At 38.9% G+C, this 19748-nt stretch carries 17 protein-coding genes and 2 tRNA genes; 7 read left to right on the top strand and 12 right to left on the bottom strand.

What is annotated here, in order from left to right; all coding sequences use genetic code 11:
- The first annotated feature begins 184 nt into the window (after positions 1-184).
- A complete protein-coding gene (locus ACQY77_RS15160; RefSeq protein WP_421941319.1) occupies positions 185-2113 on the top strand; it encodes an LTA synthase family protein in 1929 nt (642 codons plus the stop codon).
- A gap of 596 nt (positions 2114-2709) precedes the next feature.
- Here the strand turns inward: ACQY77_RS15160 and ACQY77_RS15155 are convergent.
- A tRNA-Asn gene (locus tag ACQY77_RS15155) sits at positions 2710-2786 on the bottom strand.
- Positions 2787-2890: 104 nt separating this feature from the next.
- A tRNA-Asn gene (locus tag ACQY77_RS15150) sits at positions 2891-2964 on the bottom strand.
- A 141-nt stretch (positions 2965-3105) separates the two neighbouring features.
- Here ACQY77_RS15150 and ACQY77_RS15145 point away from each other — a divergent pair.
- The gene (locus ACQY77_RS15145; protein ID WP_421941320.1) at positions 3106-4026 is read left to right on the top strand and encodes a PfkB family carbohydrate kinase; all 921 of its coding nucleotides are present in this window, start codon (positions 3106-3108) and stop codon (positions 4024-4026) included.
- 577 nt (positions 4027-4603) lie between these two features.
- Here the strand turns inward: ACQY77_RS15145 and ACQY77_RS15140 are convergent.
- Genes ACQY77_RS15140 through ACQY77_RS15130 form a run of 3 tightly spaced genes read right to left on the bottom strand, consistent with a single transcriptional unit; the run spans position 4604 to position 8591 of the window.
- Entirely contained in the window at positions 4604-6199 is a 1596-nt protein-coding gene (locus tag ACQY77_RS15140) for an MFS transporter (RefSeq protein ID WP_421941321.1), read from the bottom strand.
- Positions 6192-7250: an HlyD family secretion protein gene (locus ACQY77_RS15135; RefSeq protein ID WP_421941322.1), complete on the bottom strand. Its 1059-nt coding sequence runs from the start codon at positions 7248-7250 to the stop codon at positions 6192-6194. Before ACQY77_RS15135 ends, ACQY77_RS15140 begins: the two co-directional genes overlap by 8 nt.
- Before the next feature lie 3 nt (positions 7251-7253).
- Positions 7254-8591, bottom strand: a complete 1338-nt coding sequence (locus tag ACQY77_RS15130) for a TolC family protein (RefSeq protein WP_421941323.1) — start codon at positions 8589-8591, stop codon at positions 7254-7256.
- 85 nt (positions 8592-8676) lie between these two features.
- Between ACQY77_RS15130 and ACQY77_RS15125 the strand changes: the two genes are divergently transcribed.
- The gene (locus ACQY77_RS15125; RefSeq protein ID WP_421941324.1) at positions 8677-9504 is read left to right on the top strand and encodes a helix-turn-helix domain-containing protein; all 828 of its coding nucleotides are present in this window, start codon (positions 8677-8679) and stop codon (positions 9502-9504) included.
- Here ACQY77_RS15125 and ACQY77_RS15120 read toward each other — a convergent pair.
- The 3 genes from ACQY77_RS15120 to ACQY77_RS15110 are packed head-to-tail and all read right to left on the bottom strand — an operon-like array spanning position 9501 to position 10948.
- The gene (locus ACQY77_RS15120; protein ID WP_421941325.1) at positions 9501-9734 is read right to left on the bottom strand and encodes a cytochrome b5 domain-containing protein; all 234 of its coding nucleotides are present in this window, start codon (positions 9732-9734) and stop codon (positions 9501-9503) included. The two genes, ACQY77_RS15125 and ACQY77_RS15120, sit on opposite strands and share 4 nt — an antisense overlap.
- Positions 9734-10414, bottom strand: a complete 681-nt coding sequence (locus ACQY77_RS15115) for a lycopene cyclase domain-containing protein (RefSeq protein ID WP_421941326.1) — start codon at positions 10412-10414, stop codon at positions 9734-9736. Before ACQY77_RS15115 ends, ACQY77_RS15120 begins: the two co-directional genes overlap by 1 nt.
- A complete protein-coding gene (locus ACQY77_RS15110) occupies positions 10415-10948 on the bottom strand; it encodes a hypothetical protein (RefSeq protein ID WP_421941327.1) in 534 nt (177 codons plus the stop codon).
- 284 nt (positions 10949-11232) lie between these two features.
- Here ACQY77_RS15110 and ACQY77_RS15105 point away from each other — a divergent pair, with 284 nt between their 5' ends.
- Positions 11233-12714 carry a phytoene desaturase family protein gene (locus tag ACQY77_RS15105; protein WP_421941328.1) on the top strand — a complete coding sequence of 494 codons (1482 nt, stop codon included), beginning with the start codon at positions 11233-11235 and terminating at the stop codon, positions 12712-12714.
- A 297-nt stretch (positions 12715-13011) separates the two neighbouring features.
- Here ACQY77_RS15105 and ACQY77_RS15100 read toward each other — a convergent pair whose 3' ends face one another.
- From ACQY77_RS15100 to ACQY77_RS15085, 4 genes are all read right to left on the bottom strand, one after another.
- The gene (locus ACQY77_RS15100; protein ID WP_421941329.1) at positions 13012-13542 is read right to left on the bottom strand and encodes an RNA polymerase sigma factor; all 531 of its coding nucleotides are present in this window, start codon (positions 13540-13542) and stop codon (positions 13012-13014) included.
- Positions 13543-13679: 137 nt separating this feature from the next.
- Complete coding sequence (murB, locus tag ACQY77_RS15095; RefSeq protein WP_421941330.1) at positions 13680-14696, bottom strand: UDP-N-acetylmuramate dehydrogenase; 1017 nt, start codon at positions 14694-14696, stop codon at positions 13680-13682.
- Positions 14697-15513: 817 nt separating this feature from the next.
- Positions 15514-15957 (bottom strand): hypothetical protein, encoded by a 444-nt coding sequence (locus ACQY77_RS15090; protein WP_421941331.1) that lies wholly within the window; start codon positions 15955-15957, stop codon positions 15514-15516.
- A gap of 1 nt (position 15958) precedes the next feature.
- Positions 15959-16405, bottom strand: a complete 447-nt coding sequence (locus ACQY77_RS15085; RefSeq protein ID WP_421941332.1) for a sterol desaturase family protein — start codon at positions 16403-16405, stop codon at positions 15959-15961.
- Between the two features lie 166 nt (positions 16406-16571).
- Here ACQY77_RS15085 and ACQY77_RS15080 point away from each other — a divergent pair, with 166 nt between their 5' ends.
- The 3 genes from ACQY77_RS15080 (at position 16572) to ACQY77_RS15070 (ending at position 19743) form a co-directional block, all read left to right on the top strand.
- A complete protein-coding gene (locus tag ACQY77_RS15080; RefSeq protein WP_421941333.1) occupies positions 16572-17177 on the top strand; it encodes a TetR/AcrR family transcriptional regulator in 606 nt (201 codons plus the stop codon).
- A gap of 96 nt (positions 17178-17273) precedes the next feature.
- The gene (locus ACQY77_RS15075; RefSeq protein ID WP_421941334.1) at positions 17274-18614 is read left to right on the top strand and encodes a TolC family protein; all 1341 of its coding nucleotides are present in this window, start codon (positions 17274-17276) and stop codon (positions 18612-18614) included.
- 61 nt (positions 18615-18675) lie between these two features.
- Positions 18676-19743 (top strand): efflux RND transporter periplasmic adaptor subunit, encoded by a 1068-nt coding sequence (locus ACQY77_RS15070; protein WP_421941335.1) that lies wholly within the window; start codon positions 18676-18678, stop codon positions 19741-19743.
- The last annotated feature ends 5 nt before the right edge of the window (positions 19744-19748 follow it).

Below are 19748 nucleotides of genomic sequence, written 5' to 3'. Positions count from 1 at the left end.
CTGAAGTTGCAATACCAAATAAAACAGCAGGCATTGAATACCAGGATTCGCGCTTTATGCTGTAGCCTTCCAACCCTGAGCTTACCTATCCTCCCTCTTCAGAATTTCTACAGAATTGCAATCTACTTTTGCAGGTCATAGAAAGGGCGAATTTTAATCCCTTCTACAGCAAAACATCCCCAATATGACCATCAGAGAAAAAACAATCCAAATATTTGCAAACAGGTTCGGCCCGCTTGTATTAGCCGTTGCCTTATTGTGTGTTACCGCTCTATTAACCCGGATAACTTTACTCTGCTTTAGCGCCGGTCAGGTAGACTGGTCTATCTTCAACCTGATCAAAATATTTATCATCGGGCTCTTATATGATCTTACAGCAGCATCATTTGCCCTTATACCATTTGTCATTTATCTTTGGCTGTTCCCCTCCAAATGGTATAAAGGCCGGTTAAGCAGAATTTTACTGTATGTCTATTTTTTTGTTGTTGTGTTTTCCCTAATCTTTAATGCCGTTTCTGAATGGTTCTTCTGGGAAGAGTTTTCGGTAAGATATAACTTCATTGCTGTAGATTATTTGGTATATACCACAGAAGTTATCGGTAACATCCGTCAGTCTTACCCCATCAATAGCATTATGGCTATACTACTGATCGTTACCGCAGTAATTGTTTATCTCTTAAGGAAAATCATTTTAAGCTCTACCCAAACTGAAATGAGATGGAAAAAACGCAGTAAGCTCAGCTTATTGATTCTCTGCGTTCCGGTAATCGCATATTTCGGTGTAAACCATAAATGGAAAAATCACAGTAACAATCAATTCGACAATGAACTTGCCGGAAATGGCATGTACGATTTCGGCTTTGCTTTTTGGCATAACCAGCTGGATTACGATACTTTTTACAGAACACTTCCTTTAAAGGCCACTATACAAATTATGCATCATTTGCTGGCGAATGATACAAATACCAGGCTAAGTGGCAACTACATCGCCCGAAAGATCAATAGCTTAACACCCGAAAACAAAATGAATGTTGTGCTAATCAGTGTAGAAAGCCTCAGTGCAGAATTTCTAGGTAGTTTTGGCAATACACAGCATCTTACTCCTCAACTCGATTCGTTGGCCAGAGAGGGGCTGCTCTTTGACAATCTTTATGCATCGGGTACCCGAACGGTAAGGGGCTTGGAGGCGCTTGCGCTTTGCCTTCCACCAACACCCGGGCAATCGATTATCAAACGCCCTGATAACAAAAATCTATTTACACTGGGCAGTGTATTTCGATCTAAGGGCTACAATAGCCGTTTTATATACGGTGGGTACGGTTATTTTGACAACATGAACGAATTCTTTTCCAACAATGGTTATCAGGTAACGGATCGCAGTGCGCTTCAGGATAACGAAATTCATTATTCCAATATATGGGGCGTTGCCGATGAAGACCTGTTCACACTCTCATTAAGGGAACTGGACCAGGATTACCAAAATAAAAAACCTTTTTTTGCGCAGATTATGACCGTATCTAATCACCGGCCATATACTTACCCGGAAGGGCGGATAGATATTCCTTCTCATACCAGCAGGGAGGGTGCTGTAAAATACACGGATTATGCTATTGGAAAATTTATCAGGGAGGCTAAGCTTAAACCCTGGTTCTCTAACACGCTTTTCATCATTGTTGCAGATCACTGCGCATCAAGTGCGGGCAAAGTGGAATTACCGGTTGACAAATACCATATTCCGATGATTTTCTATAGCCCAGGACACATTTTGCCTGGAAAATTCGACCCATTAACAGCCCAGATTGATATTGGACCAACCATCCTCGGATATCTGGGATTTAATTATACCAGTAAATTCTTCGGACAGGATATATTTCATATGAAACATGGTGATGAGCGGGCTTTTATCAGCACCTACCAAAGTTTGGGTTACATTAAAGGCGGAAAACTGGTTATCCTTGATCCCAATAAAAAAGCTGCCACCTTTAAACCTAATTTTAAAACCGGGAGTGCTCTAGCTATTCCAGCAGATCAAACACTCATCAATGAAACAATTGCCAACTATCAGATGGCGTCCTATTTATATCAAAAAGGTCTGCTCGGTTTTTCCAGATAGTGTTTCTTTATCTGCATTTCTTGTAAAAAAACGTGCTAACAAAAAACAGAAGCAACATGACTATAGCGCTTAGCCCAAACGCCAGATTAGTTTTTGATGGGATAATATGTCCACTTCCATGTGCCATTGCCCAAAAGAACAAATTTAATGCAAGCAAAAAAGCATACCATACCTTACAACTGAAAATAGTATTTTCATAATTAGTTAGTTTTAAGTTTCTATTCCGGTTTAGGCGTTCCGCAAGATCACTTAAATTCCTTTCCATAAACGAAGTCTCCAAACCGAAGTTTACGATTGCCTCATTTTCAAACAAAATCTGAACTTTTCTTAATATTAAAATATGCAAAATATCAACAAGATAAACGACTCATAATCGTTTATCTTATATTATATTTCAATAGCATGTTGAATTAAAAGGCGGAGCAATACTAATATTTATACCCAAAATGCTCTTATAAAATCTTTGAAAATATTAGCTAGAAATGAGGTTTTATGCAATTTCAGACTTGCAAATCTTTGTTCCTTCTACTGGGTTCCACGATGTAAAACCGGGACCCAGCCCCAAACGAAAAAAGCCAACTAAAAAAGTTGGCTTTTGGCTCCTTCTGCTGGGCTCGAACCAGCGACCCTCTGATTAACAGTCAGATGCTCTAACCGGCTGAGCTAAGAAGGACTATGTTTTTTAACGGTTATTTCAGTAAAATGTTGCCAAAATCCATTGGCGTTTTTCCCTTTCGAGAAAGAAAAATAAAAAACCCCACAGGCCAGTGGGGTTTGCTCCTTCTGCTGGGCTCGAACCAGCGACCCTCTGATTAACAGTCAGATGCTCTAACCGGCTGAGCTAAGAAGGAATCCGGTTCCAAAAAAACTTGTTTCCTGTGCTTTACAGCAGCTATACACTCGTTCGTTTTGGGAATGCAATATTAGGGCTTTTAAATTATTTATGCAATATTTGCAGTGAAAAATTTTTAAAAAAAATTAAAAAAAGATATATGAGCCTGATAATCATAGGTACTGTGGCTTTCGATGCTATAGAAACTCCTTTCGGAAAAACAGACAAAATTGTTGGTGGTGCTGCAACTTACGCCAGTTTAGCTGCTTCTTACTTCTACGACAAAGCAAAAATTGTTGCTGTTGTAGGTGATGATTTCCCAAAAGCAGATATCGATACATTTAACAATCACGGCATCGATACCGAAGGCCTTCAAATTAAAGCAGGAGAAAAATCATTTTTCTGGTCGGGTAAATACCACAATGACATGAACAGTCGCGATACATTAATCACCGAATTAAACGTATTGGAGAACTTCGACCCAATCATTCCTGAAAGCTACCAGGATTGCGAATACCTGATGTTAGGCAATCTTACCCCACAAGTGCAGCAAACGGTAATTAAACGCCTTAAAAACCGCCCAAAATTAATCGTAATGGATACGATGAACTTCTGGATGGACATTATGATGGACGATTTATTAGAAACCATTAAAATGGTAGATGTTTTAACCATTAATGATGCAGAAGCCCGTCAATTATCAGGAGAATATTCTTTGGTAAAAGCAGCTAAGAAAATCTTAACCATGGGGCCAAAATACCTGATCATTAAAAAAGGTGAGCACGGTGCCTTATTGTTCCATGAAGACAAAATCTTCTCTGCACCAGCTTTACCATTGGCAGAGGTTTTCGACCCAACAGGCGCTGGCGACACTTTTGCCGGAGGCTTTATTGGCTACCTTGCTAAAGTAGGGACCATCAATTTCAATAACATGAAAAATGCCATCATCTATGGATCAGCTTTGGCCTCTTTCTGCGTAGAGAAATTTGGCACCGAAAAGTTATTAAACTTAACTGATGAAGAAGTTGCAGGAAGAATTCAGGAATTTGTAAACCTGAGCGCTTTCACAATAGAAGCTTAATTTAACCACTATACAATAAAGCCGCAAGTTGGTAATTTAACTTATCGATTTGCGGCTTTTTTTTGGGCACGCTTTCCAGATAAAAAGATGTAAGTTGTTAGGATTGCCAAGCAAATGTATTAAGTCTCCCCGAATTACCTTGTCCTGGCCAGACGGGCGTCTTTCTTTTTTCAGTAGTGTTTATGTTTTCATCGGCCTTCAAGCTTGCTGCGCAGGTTGACACCAAAAGAAACAAACCGAGCCCTTCGCGAGCTCATTAATACAACTAAAAAACAATAAACAACTATTAATAAAGTGTCGGCTTAAACCTTTTCTTTCAAAGTAAGTGCTCTGGCTTGGATTGTGCAACCCGAAAACTTTATTAGGCCGATCCGAGTGGAACGGGGAAACAGTGCTGAGGCTTAGCTGGGTAGCAAAGCAATTACACTAAGCATGAGTATTTGAACTTATATGTTCTTATATGGCTTATATAATTCAATTATATTTTTTACTTTTTATTTATTTAAACTCACACGACTAGCTGACTGATAGGTTTATAAACACATATTCCTTCATCTCAGCCCCGCATAACAACACTTTAAAATCCTACTGCAGCTGGCTGCCTGTTCCTCAAATTGATCACGGTTCTGCTAATCACAGGCTGTATCACTATTAATAAAATACTAACCAAACACAATACCGCTATCAGCTCATAATAACTTACACAAAACTCTAAAAATGTTTGTTTCTGTACTGCTTTATTTAAAAGTGCCAGCGCAGCTTTTCCGGCCTGGTCCATTGGCAGCCCTCTGCTATGTAAAGTATTTTGATACATCGTTAAACGTTCTGGCAGATTAAAATCTAAAGCGGAGAGGTGATTGCGAAGCTCGTCGCTGTGCTTACCTTTAAAGTACAACTGGTAAAAATTGATAAAAGCCAGGCTCAAACTAAAAGTAGAAAAACGGACAAAAATACCAACAGAAGCCGCTGACTGGCTTAACTTCTCGGGCACCGACGACATGATAAACATCACTATTGGCGACATAACCATGCCGGCACCTAATCCTTGCAAAAATAATGGCAGATAGAAATGTGAGGTTCCGGCTTCACTTGCAAAAAGCCTGCACATCCATAAAAAGAAAACCAAAAGCAAGGCAAATCCACTCAGCCATAACAACCTTAAATGTTTCGACCTGATCAAAAAACGAATTGCCACCACCGAACCGCAGATTACCCCAAAAATATTGAACAACATCACTTCGTTAGCGTGCAAAGCATCCATCCCTAAAACAGTAATAAAATAAGATGTAGTAAGTGTAAAAGCCCCCCTGATTAAATAAAGAATTACCAGAAAAACAATTCCAATCCCAAAATTGCGTGACTTAAAGACATGTAAATTAACCGCGGGTCTTTTTAAGCTGAGCTGTCTGGCTATAGAAACCAAAAACAAGGCAATAGCTGCCATAATTGAATAGCGGATAGAAACATCATCCAGCCAGTCTTTTTCCTGCCCGTATACTAATACATAGGCGATAAACACCAGCATAGCACCAAAAAGCGCAAAACTTAGCCAATCTATCTTATACAAGGGCATTTTCCTAACGGCATGCACCCTATTCATCACACTAAACAACAACAATGCACTTGGCAAAAAGCAAAAAATAATGGCTTTATACAAAGTGTTATATTCGTAATTCTCCACTAAAGGAACAGAAAACAAGGCCGTGATGGGAGAAACACATAAGATCATCCCATAAAAAATGGTGTAGCCTGTTTCTTTGGCATGCTCGGTTTTCAATCTGCTGAAAAGTAGATTCAATGAAATACTGGTTAAACCACAATTCACAATACCTTGTAAGAAACGCAATACAAACACTAACCACAACTCACGGGTATGGTAACAAAGGTAAGCAATACCAATCTCTAGCAGGATGCAGATGATGAGGTAATCTTTGGTCACCACACGGGCAAAAAAACGCCGCTCTACTACTGCAAAACTTGCCACGGCAGCATAAAACATCAACAGTGAAAACTGAATATCAGATGGTTCGGCTCCATAGTATCCTGCAGCTGCAGTACCATCTGCTGTTGATAAGGCAAACAGTAAAACCGAAGATAGAAGCACCCCAAATATACTTACCATAATTAGCCATTCGGGCACTTTGCTTTTAAATATGGTTAGTTTTTTAGCCATGCTTTTTAACTTTTACAATGGCACTCATTCCTGCATTCAACTTCGCAAAATCTACCTGATTCTCCTCCAAACGAATACGAACAGGGATCCGCTGTGCAATTTTCACAAAGTTTCCGGTAGCATTATCAGGAGGCAACAAAGAGAACCTCGATCCGGTAGCAGCAGAAAGCGACTCAATTTTTCCTGCAAAAACTTCGTCTGGGAAAGCATCAATTTCTACACTCACCGCCTCGCCCACACGCATTTTGGCAATTTGAGTTTCTTTAAAATTTGCTATCACCCATTTCCCCTGGCTTCTATCTACAATGTACGCCAGTGTTTGACCATTTTGAATCAATTGCCCCGGTTGTATTGTCCTTCTGCCCATTTTTCCATCATAAGGCGCCACTATTACTGTGTAAGAGGTATTCAAATTATTGCGTTTAACAACAGCTGCCCTCCTTTTTATTTCCGATTGCAACACTTCGCTTTGAGCCTTGATATCATTGGTTTTCGACATGGCTGCAGCATAATCTTCTTTAGCTGCTAAAAATTCTGCCTGAGCTACCTGCAACAAACTTTCTATCGTTTCCAGTTGCTGGCGAGTGGCCGATTCTACATCAAAGAGCTTCTTGTAACGATCGTATTCTGCCTGTTGTTTCCACAATCTGGCTTTTGCCGATGAAATTTTAGCTGCAGCAACTGCTGCTCCCGCCTGTGCCGTTTTAATGTTGCTTTGCTGAACTGCAACCTGCGCCTCGGCATTCAACAAGGAAGCCGAGGCCTCATCCTGCTGCACCGTATAATCATCATCATCAATCAGTACAAGTGTATCTCCCTTTTTTACGTCCTGATTTTCTTCAAACCTTACTTCTTTAACGTACCCGCTTACCCTTGCCGTAACCGGATTAATATATTCATCTACCTGGGCATCATTGGTTTCTTCATACCTGATGTAACCGAACAAGGTTTTCCCTCCCCAGATCAACAGAACGACCAATACAATTAATGCAATTATTGTGGTGATCCGGCTGATGGCCAAATCAGCCTTACTTTGTTTTTGAGTGCTCATTTTTTATAGATTTCCTGTAGTTTTTAATAATTGATAGTATTGGATTTTGGCATTAACCTTTGCTGTGGTCAGTTCAAACTTAGATTGCAGCAACTGCGTCTCCGCATCGAGCAAATCGGTTAGCAATGAAAGCTGATTGAAATAAGTATTCTGAACAATGCGGTAGCTTTCTGTAGCCTGTTTGATATTTTCTTCTGCCAAACCGATTCTCTGCACCGATTCCTTATACCGGATATAGTTTTCTTTTACCTGCTGCCTCACCTGATCCTTCACCTCACCGTCTGCCACTTCCTGCTGTTTCAATTGAATGGCGGCTTCTTTTACTTTGTGTTGATTGGTATACCAGGATGAAATGGGAATCTTCAACTTTAAGCCGGCCATCCCGTTGCTGTAGAGCGAAAGGGCATAGGGATAAAACTGGATTTGCGGATAGGCATACATATACTCGGCGAAAAAACCAAGGGTTGGAAGCACGTTGGCCTTTACTGCCTTAAGTTTAAGCTTGCTTAATTCCTGCTCTTTTTCTGAAAGCTGCATTTGAAAAGAAGAAACATTAGCCTGCAGCACATAATCTTCTATCTGCTTTAATGCAACAACATCTGTTTCATTTTCTCCTATCTGCGGAATAAGTTCAGCATCGTCTTCTCTGCCTATTAATATGTTCAACTTCTGCCGGGCTATTTTAATGCTGTTTTCGATTTCTGTTAACAACATCTTTTGCTTTGATAAACGAAGCTCAGCGCGCAATACATCACTCTTTAAGATCGTTCCGTTTTTATACAACTGATTAATCTCTGCCAATTGCTTTTCGCGCTCTTTAATATCCTGTTTCAATAAAGACTGATAGGAAAGATTGCGGTAAACGTCATAAAAGTATACTGCAGCCAGGTAATGTGTTTCCTGCATCTGCTGCCCTTTCTTAATGGTATTCAGCGCCGATTCTGTTTTAGCAGCTGCGATTTCTGTATTGGTTTTACCCCCATTGTAAAGGTTTAAATAGGCATCTGCCCCCACTTTATAATATTTAGAAACCACAGGGAATTGTTCAGGTGTATGGAATAAACCATTTTCATAAATTGGAAGTGGGAAAACATGTGCCAGGGTGCCTTCTGCAGCAATTTCGGGTAAGCGCTCTGCCTTAATCGATTTAATGTGCACATCGCTTGCCTGTAACTGTAATTGCTGAATCTGATTCTTTTTATTATTGCTGTCTGCCATCGCCCATACCTTGCTGATGGTTAGATTTTTATCGTTCAGTACCTGCTGTGCATGGCTTAAAATTGGAGATAAAAGAAAAGGAATGCACCATCCAAATAGTCTTTTTACCGTTTCGAAATTCATATCTGTTAATTAATGATGCAAATTTCGACAGAGATTTGTTTCTTTGTTTTATCTAAATCGACAGATATTTATTCAAACCAGCCAAATGATTAAAGTTAGCAACGAAGAGCTTTTATTTGCAATAGATGAAAAACCAGATACCATGTATGTTTGGCATAGCAAATTTGAAGATCGCTTTCAGGATCATACCCATTTAAAAGGACAACTTACCTATGTAGAAGGTGGGGTAATATTCCTTTACACCAAAGAGAAATCCTATTTTCTCCCCGCAAGGCATTATGTTTGGATCCCTGCGGGGGTAGAACACCATTTGCAACATCGCTTCCATGCAGCTATCGTAAGAAACATTTATTTTGACACCTTTACGGATGATGAAAACCCCTTTTACAAACAGATAGGCATTTATCCCGTAAATAATTTGCTGCTCGAAATGTTCTTATTTTCTGAAAGGTGGAACGGTAATATCAGCCCCGGAACAAAGGAATATGATTTTCTCAATACCCTTAAAAATATATTGCCGGTTGTGAGCCAACATCCCCTCCCCATTGCATTACCCACAACTGAAAACGAACGCTTAAGGCCTGTGCTTCGCTATATTGCAACAAATTTATCTCAGGATACCATGAGTTTAGAAAGTGTTGGAAAAGCAACCAGCTTCAGCACCAGAACCTTATCCAGATTGTTCCAGTCTGCATTGAATGTCTCCTTTTTTCAGTACTTAAAATTGGCTCGAATGATAAAAGCGATGGAGAAACTATTAGAAAGCGACGCTACCATCAGCGAAATTGCCTATTCGGTAGGATACAATAGTATTTCATCCTTTAGTAACACTTTCTTTAAAATGGTAGGGAAACGCCCTTCAGAATTTAAGGAGCTCAAGCAATCTTCTCTAAGCAGCCTCAATCTGGTTTAGGCTAAAATACCAATCGCAGTAAATTTTATGAAAACTGCATCTGTATGAGGGGCATCTGCAAGCTCATCAGTTAAATCCTGACCCGCCCAATGCTCATAATGTTTTCCATTTCGCCATAAACGGCTTTCGGTTACATCATAAATTAAACCTTTAAAAGCCACCCAGATTTGAGGTTTATCCTGGCCATTCCGCAATGCCAGCTGCTGTCTGGTATAAATGGGAAGTTCCATTATTTCGTGTTCCGGTTTTTAAACCACTCATACAAGAACACATTCATCAATAAAAGACTCAATAAGTAGAAATGATCTTCAAATGGAATGGTTCCTACCCGCATGCCCAAAATTTCTTTATCGTTGTAAATGACCACAGGAATGGCGGTTAAAAAGCCATTTACAATATAAAATGGGATCAACGAAACCAGATAAGCCCTGTAAAATTTATACATAAACCTGAATTTTACATTTACGTACTCTACATACATCAGCACCAGCAACAAAAACCCAAAGTTGATGAGTGTATACCATCTACTGTAGCCAAAAAACAAAATGGCGATACATAATCCAACAAGCAGGTTACTAAGGGCTAAACTATATCGCTGCAAGGCATTGGCCGGAAAATAAGCATTCAAACATTCGTATATAAAAATACAGGCATAAGGTACCGTTAAAAAGAAAAGGATTTCTTCAATAGGCAAACCCAATACTTTGAATCCTATAATATAATCTGGGTTAAAAGACCATACATTCAGCTTCACAAAAAGCAAATCCCAGATGAGGAATACAATTCCGGTAAGAAAGATTGCTGGTAGAACAAACTTCCACTTGCTAAAAAAATGAACCTTCTTATCAAACGATAAAGCTAAAGGGAAAAAGATAACACCAAGATTAATCAGCAAATAGATATAGTTCATTTAATAGTATTTTTTTAGCACTTTCACTTCTTCGGCCGTACAGCGTTTGCTCTCCACCATAAATTTGGCTACGTTTTTCACCAGGGTTTCATCAGCAAGGCCAAAGTTATGATTTTGGTAGTGTTTTACAATTTCCTTTCGATCTACATCCAAATCTTTACTGAAGCCTAAAAATGAGGGGGTAAAATGCTCGATAGAAAAACGCATAAACCTGATTTCCATATTTTCCTTATCCATTGCAATGGCTTTCTTCATGGTTTTAAGCGAACGACTAACATATTTAATCTTGTTATATGGATTCCAGGCGTGTTTCGCTTTCAGCGCTTCTAAAGTACCTAAATAACCAGTAATGAGCGCAGTTTTATTAGGGAGCCTGTCTAATCTGCTAAAAAGTGAATCTGTAAGTCTGGAGTTCTCCACGGCCTTAACCATGTCGCTTTTAAGCACTGTAATCTCTTTACCAGAGAGTTGCCCCTGAGCCGATTTGAATACAAAGAGAACAGAAAATAATAGAAATAGGATACGTTTATTCATTTGCAATCACAAAGGTAGCAAACCTGAGGCCAAATCTATTGCTCCTAAAGCGAGTAAACGTTTGAGACGGGAAGCGTTTGAATGTCTATCAGGCAATAGGATGCCAGACCGGAGGCGTACTTAGCAGAAATCTGTTAATTATTTAGCGAAATGCAAACCTTGTATACCTGTCATTCGAGAGCATGTAGAAATTCAGGAAATCTTAAAACAGTCGCTTCAGTACTGATGACGAAACCTGAACAAAACACCAAACAATCTTCTCAAATTTTCCTTTATTTAGCAGAATGGATAAAAAGCAAAAAATCTTGGTGATAGGCGCTGGCTTCGCAGGCCTTTCGGCTGCTGCATTATTAGCGAAAGAAGGCTACGAGGTGACGGTAATTGAAAAAAATGAAATGGCCGGAGGGCGCGCAAGAACCTGGGAGAAAGATGGCTTTATATTCGATATGGGGCCAAGTTGGTACTGGATGCCAGATGTATTTGAGAATTTCTACCAACTGTTTAACCATACAACCTCCGATTTTTACACGCTCAAAAGATTAAGTCCATCTTACCGAATCTACTTTGGGAAAGATGACACGCTGGATGTTCCTGCTACTACTAAAGCGCTATATACTCTGTTCGAAACACTTGAACCTGGAAGCAGCAAAAATCTCGATACCTTTTTAAAACAGGCTAAATACAAATACGAGGTGGGCATGAACGAATATGTTTTTAAGCCCTCCCATAGTGTATTAGAATATTTTGACCCGCGGTTAGCCATTAGTGGAATAAAATTGCAACTATTGGGCAATATGCGTAAGCATGTACACCAACTGTTTAAACATGAAAAACTACGTAAGCTATTGGAGTTCCCGGTTTTATTTTTGGGCGCAACCCCACAAAACACCCCGGCACTATACAGCCTCATGAATTATGCTGATCTTATTTTGGGCACCTGGTATCCTATGGGAGGTATGCACAAAATTGTTTCAGCCATGCAAACCATTGCGGAGAAAGAGGGGGTAAAATTTATTTTCAATACGGAAGTTTCAAAAATCGAAGTAAAGGGAAATATTGCGGAAGAAGTGATTACCAATCAAGGGAATTTTAAAGCAGACTTTATTATCGGCAATGCCGACTATCACCATATCGACCAGCAACTTTTAGAAAAACCTTACCGCAACTACACGGAAAAATATTGGGATAACCGCACAATGGCGCCTTCTTGCCTGCTATTCTATATAGGCCTGAACAAGAAGCTCAGTAACATTCTGCACCATAACCTCTTTTTTGATCAGAATTTTGACGAGCATGCGAAAGAAATTTATACAGAAGCGCAATGGCCCAGCAATCCATTATTTTATGCTTGTTGCCCATCAATAAGTGATCCAGGCGTAGCTCCGGCAGGCTGCGAAAATCTTTTCTTCCTCGTACCCCTCGCTCCGGGCCTAACAGATAGCGAAGCAGAGCGTGAAAAGTATTTCGACATGCTATGCGAACGTTTTGCAGCTTTAACCGGAAATGAAATTAAAGATGCAGTGCTGTTTAAGCGGAGTTACGCAATGGATGATTTTGTTTCGGATTATCACGCTTTTAAAGGCAATGCCTACGGACTTGCAAACACCCTCAAACAAACTGCTTTCCTGAAACCGAGAATAAAGTCTATTGTAACAAATTTTTTATATACAGGTCAATTAACCGTCCCAGGCCCCGGAGTGCCACCCGCAATCATCTCCGGACAAGTTGTAGCAAAAGAAACAATAAAAAAGTTAAATAAAAGTTAAAAAAAAGCTTGACAAATTTAAAATTTCGCTTATCTTTATAACCACAAAACAAAAACACTGTAATAATTCAATTAAACAGATAATTATTCAGGGTTTTCATTTGTTTCGAAATTAGAGAGAAGGAATATTGTTGAAATAAAAAATAAGAATCAACTAACCAAATATATGATAAGCAAAAAGGCCTGGAAGTTCCGGGCCTTTTGCTTTTTATAGCCTTTTCCTTATCCCAAACCTATTCTTTAATAAAAAAGGCCTGGATAAAAAATCCAGACCTTCAGTTTTATAGAAAGATATATCTTAGTTAATCTCCGCATTCAAAACATCTTTCGAATACGTTTTTAAATATTTTTTCAAAATTCCCCTGGCCACGTGAATACGGGTTTTTACTGTTCCGATTGGAATTTCTAGCATATCGGCAATTTCATGGTATTTATACCCTTCGAAATAACGGATAAACGGCACATAATACTCTTCTGGCAATTGTTCAAGTGCTTTATTAATATCGCCCAATATAAATTTACTTTCCGCTTGGTTCTTGGTTGCACTATACGATAGGTTTGCAGAGGAAATATCTTCGCTTTGTGTAATCAAGGTATTGGTTTTCACTAAACGGCGGTAGTTATTAATGAATGTATTTTTCATTATCGTGAATAACCATCCTTTTAGGTTAGTACCTTCTTTAAATTTATTGTAGTAAGTAATTGCCTTCAGCATCGTATCCTGTACCAGGTCATTTGCGTCTTCAGCATCTTTGGTAAAATTTAAAGCATATGATCTCAGTGATACGGAGTGGTGATTAACCAGATGATTGAATTCAAATTTTGTCATGATGTTTAGCTTTAGGGGTAAGATTATAAAATAACAAATGATAATATTACTTATTCGTCTTTATCCTAAACAAACTTAGTACCAAAAAAAACTGGCACATCATCAAAACGCTTAATCCAATTTTAACCGCCTTTTGGTCACAGAATATTTACTTCGCGTTCCAAAGTGACTCCAAAAGTAGACTGAACACTGTCTATTATCTGAGCAGACAGATCATAAACCTCCCGACCACTGGCACCTCCATGGTTAACCAAAACCAAAGCCTGATTCTTCCATGTACCTGTATTGCCTACTACTTTACCCTTCCAGCCACACTGCTCTATTAACCAGCCAGCGGCCAGTTTAACCTTATTGTCTGCTGTGGGATAATGTACCACATCGGGGTGTTTCGCCACAACATCAGCAAATTCATGTTTTTCAATTACCGGATTCTTGAAAAAGCTTCCTGCATTTCCAATGGTACTCGGATCGGGAAGCTTACTCACCCGAATATGCGATACTGCTGCAGATACGTCTGCAATATCAGGATCAGTAATTCCTCTTTTTTCCAGTTCAGCCTCAATAGCGCCGTAAGAAGTATTTATCTTAGCCTCTGCTGACAGGCGAAAAGTTACACCAGTAATGATATACTGTCCTTTTAATTCATTTTTGAAAGCACTTTCCCGATAACCAAAATGGCAATCAGCAAAAGAAAATGTCTTAATCAAACCTGTTGCAATTTCAAAGGCGGTACACGATTCAAAAACATCTTTAAGTTCTACGCCATACGCCCCAATATTCTGAATGGGCGAGGCACCTACCGTACCAGGAATAAGACTTAAATTTTCTACACCCGCATAATGATGTTTAACACAATAAGCTACAAGATCGTTCCATACTTCTCCTGCCCCGGCAGTAACCAATATTTTTTCGTCAGTGGTATTTACGCTAATACCTTTGATACTAATTTTGATAACAAGTCCGTTAAAATCTTCAGTAAACAAAACATTGCTCCCACCACCAACTACTAAAATCTTTTGGCTTCTTACCAGTTCCTGCTGAAAGAGTGTTTTCAAATCTGCTTCATCAAATATTTCGGCAAAAAAGCGTGCCTTAACATCAATACCAAAAGAATTATATGGTTTTAGTGAAATATTTTCCTGAATCTGCAGCATATTGTTTTTTGTGTTTGCGCACAAAAGTAAGATAAAAAATAGTTTTTTGAATGAAGGAGCGCTAGATAAGCCGCAGTATAGATAAAGATCTTTTGAGCGTGCATGATCGCCGCTCATTGGAAAGAAACATTATAATTGAACCATGTAAGAAAAATGTAAGTTCAACTTTTCTTCCTCGCCGCCGGAAGGGCTCTTTCTTTTCTCTTGATAGAAAAGAAACAAAAGATCAAGGCTTGCATCCTTTCTTGGCTAGGAGCATCCGAATGCGATTAGCGGTAATAAGAGGCCATCCCTCCACACAAACCTACCCGCGCTGCTTATTCCCTTGGGCAGTAGGTAAACGTTTGAAACTACAAGCATTCAAATGTCCTATCCGGCAAAATGCTGCGAGGCCGGAAGCGTACTTGGGAAAGTCAGTTAACTATTAAAGGCAGCTAGCGAAATGCCTAACCTTGCAAACCATCATTCTTGCATAAAGAAAGTTTATTACCATCGCTTTGGCCACCCTGCTTTACCACCCAGCTAGGCCTCCGCACTGCTTCTCCGTTCCACTCAGATCGGCCTAACAAAGTTTTCGGCAGGCACTGCCCCAGCCGCAGCACTGACTTTAGAAGAAAAACGGCGTAGCCCTCATGAATACCATCAAGGACAATAAACACTATTGAATAATTTTAAGCCGATGTTTTATTAATAGTTGTTTATTGTTTTTTAATTGTATTAATGAGCTCCCCGATGTAATATCGGGTTCGGTTTGTTTCTTTTGACACCAAAACAAAGAGGCCTGTCCGGCCAGGACAAAAAACTCCCTTCAATCCAATTACTTTACAATCCTCGTAATCGCTTTATCAAAATTAAAACTCAATACTTCAGATTTTAACCCCTCCACTTTTACACCTGAAAGCTTCCAACCGATAAACCGGGGTTTTGTTTTGGCAAGGTCGAGCAAACGGTAGCGTTGTTTGGTGAGTTCGGCGCTAATTAACCCAACACTATCTGATTCCTGTTGATTAAAATGCTCAATTTGACTCTCCAATACAGCCAGAATAGAATCCAGCTCGTTACCTTTTAAAATACTATCTGCATAGGCTTTGGGAGAAATCGTATAAAGACTATCTAATGTAGCCTGATCAAAATCAAGTTGCTGATCCTTACGCTCGTATTGAGATTCAACTATGGCTATTGCCCTTTCTTTATCAGTTTCCTTCTTACAAGAGGTAATAAGACCAATCAAAACCAGCATAAAACAAATACTTTTCTTCATATTACAAATTTGATTTTAGAACCTTCTTCTTCACAAACAATAGCCCGAAGGCCTTTCCATTTTCTTTGCCCTGGTTTTTATGATGAATTTTATGTGCCTTTCTGATTAAACTCAGGTAGCTGTTTTTGCTTTTGAAAGCTCTGATCCTTTGGTGAACAAACCAATCGTGAACGACGAAATATATTAATCCGTACAAAGTGATGCCTAAACCAATAAAGAATCTGAACCCAAAATTAAACCGATCGATAAACATCAGGTAGAGAGAAATGCACGCGAATAAAATTGCAAAAACATCATTCCATTCTAAAAATCCGGCGTGGTGTTTATGATGACTTTTATGGATAAACCAAAGTGGCCCATGGAATAAATACTTGTGTATAAACCAGGACAAACATTCCATAAAGAGGATGGTAAAAACTACAACTACTAAAGGGACAAATACTGACATACAGACTATTTTTACTTTTGTAAATATATAAAAACCAAACAGAAAGCTTTTTAATGTCATCAAAAAGTCATTATCTAGACTGAATTAAGCCGAGCCGCACAACAAACAGATTTTTAGCACTATTTTTGACTAAAATATTAAAAAAGTCAGAAAGTAGAAAAGTAAAATGATTGTAGCCGATAAAAAAAGAGAACAGATTATTGATGGCGCTATAAAACGCTTCATCCATTTTGGTATTAACAAAACCACTATGAATGATATAGCTGAAGACTTATCTGTGTCAAAACCTTCTCTTTATTATTATTTCCCTGATAAAAAAAGTTTAATCATTGGGGTTATAGAAAAAGTTTTCACAGATTACTTTGCCTTGTTGAAGAAAAAATACAATCCAAACCAAAGTTTAGAGCAGATTTTATTCAACACCATTGATGTAAGGAACACCTTTTTTCAGAAGTATTACATGCTAAAAATTTCAGAAGGCATTCCAGACTTATTGAATGATGAAGCGATGAAAAGCAAGCTTACCACATTAAAAAGTCAGGAGAAGGCCTTTTACGCTGAAATTTTTAGCCAGGCACAAACCAAGGGAGAAATAAAACACGAAAGCATGACCCACATTGCAGAACTGTATTTAGAAAGCCTGATGGGCTTAACCACCATGTGCATTATGGAAACCGGAAAAGACATTTCACCCGATAAAAAAGCATTGAATAAGATGACGCAAAAGCAAAAAGACCTTTCTACCATTTTCGCCAAAGGGCTTAAATGTTAAAAAATTGAAATTGGATAAAGTAAAAAAGCAAGTCCATCGTCTTACGTAACAACGTTCTATCAGAAAAACAAAAACCCGAAAACAAAATCATACATTATGCACAGAGTAAAAATGGTAAAATTAATGCTCGTATTCCTTATAGGCATCGCTTTACCGCAGTTGGTTGTTGCCCAGCAGCAGATAACTTTAAAAGATGCGCTCAACTATGCGCTCCAAAACAACAATAAAGTACGCAAGTCAAAACTGGATATAGAAGGTGGGAGATATAAGGTGCAGGAAGTAAGGGCGCAGGCATTACCTCAAATCACCGGAACTTCTGGCTTAACGTACAATCCAATCATCGGACAACAGGTGGTTGATTTTGGCGGACAGCTTCAAACCTTAAAATTTGGTCAGAAATGGAACTCGAACGCTGGTGTACAACTATCGCAGCAACTTTTTAACCAACAGGTTTTTACAGGTTTGCAGGCGGCCAAATCAAGTGAAGAATATTACAATCTGGTTTCTCAGTTAACAGAAGAGCAAATTATCGAGCTTGTAGCAAACAACTATTATCAGGTATTGGTAAACAGGCAACAATTAAATGTAATCGATACCAACATTAAAAATGTAAAGGTGGTAGAGAAAATTGTTGGCAATCAATACAAAAACGGTTTAGCCAGAAAAATTGATGTAGATCGTATTAATGTGAATCTTACCAATTTGAACACACAACGCGAGCAGATCATCAATGCCATTACCCAGTTGGAAAACCAATTAAAATTCTCAATGGGTATGCCGGTAACTACCGCTATTAGTTTACCTGCGACAGAATTAACAGAGGTAAGCCAGCTTCCAGAGTTCAGAGATTCATTAGATTATGCCAACAGAACGGAGATAAAGCTTTTAGATAATCAGGATAAGTTGCTTTCATTACAACGAAAAGCTTATGTATCGGAGTATTATCCTACCCTATCTTTAACTGGCAACTACACCTACTCCAGCCAGAGCAATGGTTTCGATTTCCTGAGTTCTAACAGCACGGCTATTGGTTTCGGTTCATCGGCAGTAGGTTTAACCTTAAGGGTTCCTATTTTTAACGGTTTCTTAACCCGTTCTAAAATTCGCCAGGCAGATGTAGAAATCAGAAAAGCCAGAGAAGATAGAAAAGAATCTACCAACTCCTTAAACCTGGCTTATGAAAATGCAAAAATTCAATTGAGCAACAACATGAATACCATAAAGGCTCAACGTAAAAATGCTCAGCTAGCAGAGGAAATTTACAGGAGTACGCAGAACAACTACAATAATGGTTTAGCATCTCTAACTGATCTTCTGGAAACAGAAAACTCGCTTACTGAAGCTCAAAACAGCTATACACAGGCTTTATTAAATTATAAAATTGCCGAAATACAATTAATTAAATCAAACGGAAATATTAAATCGCTAGTAAAATAGATATGGGAGATCGGGCTAGCCATTAGCTCAGTCTAATCATAACATTAAAACAATAAAACTGATGAAAAGAGTAATTACCATAATTATTGTCGTTGTTGTTGCCCTGGGCGCAATTGCTTTTGTATTAAGCAACAATAAAAAGAAAAACGAAGAGAAAACGGCCTTCATTGCCAAAGGTGGTGGTGCTGTAGCTGTTCGTGTTGCACCGGTAGAGAAAAAAGTAGTCGATCTGGATTTCAGCGCTAACGGAAATTTTATCCCTAAACAAGAGCTTAATTTCTTATCTGAAAATGCAGGCCGAATTACTGCTATTTATGTAGATGAAGGTACCCGCGTAAGCAAAGGACAGGTTTTGGCCCGTTTAGATGCTGAAATCATCAATACAGACAGAGAAACTGCTGAAGCTACCTATCAAAATGCTTTAAGAGATGAAGCCAGATATCAGAGTTCTTATCAAACTGGTGGTGTAACCCAACAACAGTTAGACCAGGCGAAGCTGGCTACCAGAAACGCAAAATTGCGTTTACAGGCTTCTCAACGCAGGTTGAGTGATGCAAACATCAAATCACCTATCAACGGTATCGTAAACAAAAGATACATTGAAGTAGGTGCATTTGTTACTGCTCAGGGTACTCAGTTATTTGAACTGGTAGATGTTTCTAAACTGAAACTAAAAGTGAATGTAAATGAATCGCAGGTAGCCAATTTGAAAATTGGTGACCAGATCAGCATTAAATCTAACATTTTCCCTGATGAGAAATTTTCCGGAAAAATCACCTTCATTGCACCAAAAGCAGATGCTACTTTAAACTTCCCTATTGAGATTGAAGTAACCAACAATACAAAAAACAGCCTTAGAGCCGGAATGTATGGAACAGCTGTGTTCAACTTCCCTCAACAAGCGCCAAGCATTTTGGTTCCACGTACTTCTTTTGTGGGTAGTGTTAGCAGCAACCAGGTATTCGTTTTGGATAAATCTAACAATACCTCTAAAATTCGCAATGTGGTTACAGGCCGTATTCTGGGCGATAATGTAGAAATTTTAGATGGTTTGAAAGAAGGCGAAACTGTAATTACCAGCGGTCAGATCAACTTACTTGATGGAACAGCAGTTAGTGTTGTAAAATAAATAAT

It is taken from the genome of Pedobacter sp., from assembly GCF_965279535.1.
Lineage (GTDB): Bacteria > Bacteroidota > Bacteroidia > Sphingobacteriales > Sphingobacteriaceae > Pedobacter.
This window is presented reverse-complemented; position numbering and strand designations above follow the sequence as displayed.